Here is a 2364-nt window from a genome sequence, read left to right on the forward strand (position 1 = left end):
GACGCAGGTGTTCTGGTTGGAACGCTGGAACTTCTGCAGACGGTAGATATCGACGCCCGACTTCGACGGATCGAGGTCTTCGGTGGCGCGGATAACGATACGGGTCGCGTCGACCTGGTCGACGACACCGCCACGACGGGCTGCAATCGCAGCGCCGGAGTCACGGGCAACGACCGGTTCCATGCCGGTACCGACGAACGGCGCTTCGGCGCGCAGCAGCGGCACGGCCTGACGCTGCATGTTCGAGCCCATCAGTGCGCGGTTCGCGTCGTCGTTCTCAAGGAACGGGATGAGCGCGGCCGCGACCGAAACGAGCTGCTTCGGCGAAACGTCCATCAGGTTGATGTTGTCACGCGGCGCCAGCATAACTTCGCCGGAGTGACGGCAAACGACGAATTCTTCGGCGAAGGAGCCATCGGCTTCGAGAACCGAGTTGGCCTGGGCGACGTGATACTTCGCCTCTTCCATTGCCGAGAGGTAGACGACGTCGTTCGTCACCTTGCCGTCGACGATCTTGCGGTACGGGCTTTCGATGAAGCCGTACTTGTTGACGCGGGCGAAGGTTGCAAGCGAGTTGATCAGACCGATGTTCGGGCCTTCCGGCGTTTCGATCGGGCAAATACGGCCGTAGTGGGTCGGGTGAACGTCGCGGACTTCGAAGCCTGCGCGCTCGCGGGTCAGACCACCCGGGCCAAGAGCCGAAAGACGGCGCTTGTGGGTGATTTCCGAAAGCGGGTTCACCTGGTCCATGAACTGCGACAGCTGCGAGGAACCGAAGAACTCGCGAACGGCGGCAGCGGCCGGCTTGGCGTTGATCAGGTCCTGCGGCATGACCGTGTCGATTTCGATCGAGGACATGCGTTCCTTGATCGCGCGCTCCATGCGAAGCAGGCCGAGACGGTACTGGTTTTCCATGAGTTCGCCGACAGAGCGAACACGACGGTTGCCGAGGTTGTCGATGTCGTCGATCTCGCCCTTGCCGTCACGCAGCTCGACGAGCATCTTGACGACAGCCAGGATGTCTTCCTTGCGCAGGATGCGCACGGTGTCTGCGACTTCGAGGTCGAGGCGCATGTTCATCTTGACGCGGCCGACGGCCGAGAGATCGTAACGCTCGGCATCGAAGAACAGCGTGTTGAACATGGCTTCCGCGGAATCCATGGTCGGCGGCTCGCCCGGACGCATCACGCGGTAGATGTCGAACAGAGCGTCCTGACGGTTCTCGTTCTTGTCTGCCGAAAGCGTGTTGCGGATGTAGGCGCCGACATTGATGTGGTCGATGTCGAGAACCGGGATTTCGTCGAAACCAGCCGAGAGGATGACCGGAAGGGTCTTCTCGTCGATCTCGTCGCCGGCTTCGAGGTAGATCTCGCCGGTACCGTAGTTGACGACGTCTTCGGCAAGATAGTTGCCGTAGAGATCATCGTTGGTTGCCTTGAGCGCCTTCAGGCCCTTGTCCTGCAGCTGGCGAAGAAGACGCGGGGTCAGCTTCTTGCCGGCTTCAACGACCACTTCGCCGGTGTCGGCGTCGATCATGTCGGTGATGGCCTTCTGGCCCTTCAGGGCGTCGGGCTGGAACGGCACGCGCCAGCCTTCGCCGTCGCGCTGGTAGAGCGACTTCGTGTAGAAGGTGTCGAGGATTTCCTCGCCGTCCATGCCGAGCGCCATCAGGAGCGACGTCACCGGAATCTTGCGGCGGCGGTCGATACGCGCATGCACGATGTCCTTGGCGTCGAACTCGATGTCGAGCCAGGAACCGCGGTAAGGAATGACGCGGGCTGCAAACAAAAGCTTGCCCGACGAATGGCTCTTGCCCTTGTCGTGGTCGAAGAAGACGCCCGGCGAACGGTGCATCTGCGAAACGATAACGCGCTCGGTGCCGTTGACGATGAAGGTGCCGTTGTCGGTCATGAGCGGCATGTCGCCCATGTAGACGTTCTGTTCCTTGATGTCCTTGATGGACTTCGCGCCGGTATCCTCGTCAATATCAAACACGATGAGGCGCAGCGTCACCTTGAGCGGCGCTGCGTAGGTCAGATCGCGCTGACGGCATTCCTCGACGTCGAACTTCGGCGGCTCGAATTCGTAGGACACGAACTCCAGCATCGATGCGCCCGAGAAATCCTTGATCGGGAAAACCGACTTGAAAACAGCTTGGAGCCCTTCATCAGGGCGACCGCCCTTGGGCTCTTCAACCATCAGAAACTGGTCGTAGGATGCCTTCTGAACCTCGATGAGGTTCGGCATTTCTGCGACTTCTGGAATTTTACCAAAAAACTTGCGTACGCGCCTGCGACCGTTAAACGAAAGGGTCTGAGCCATCGTCGCTCCTTGTCAATCTTGCATCCGGGCCTGCAACGGACG

Annotated in this window: 1 protein-coding gene; it reads right to left on the reverse strand. The window is 60.3% G+C overall.

The features are described 5' to 3' along the window. Positions 1-2322: DNA-directed RNA polymerase subunit beta (gene rpoB, locus VGO04_RS19605; protein ID WP_327497636.1), on the reverse strand; the 2322-nt coding region annotated here is incomplete at its 3' end. Between the last annotated feature and the right edge of the window lie 42 nt (positions 2323-2364).

Source organism: Ensifer sp. (assembly GCF_035999185.1).
GTDB lineage: Bacteria > Pseudomonadota > Alphaproteobacteria > Rhizobiales > Rhizobiaceae > Ensifer.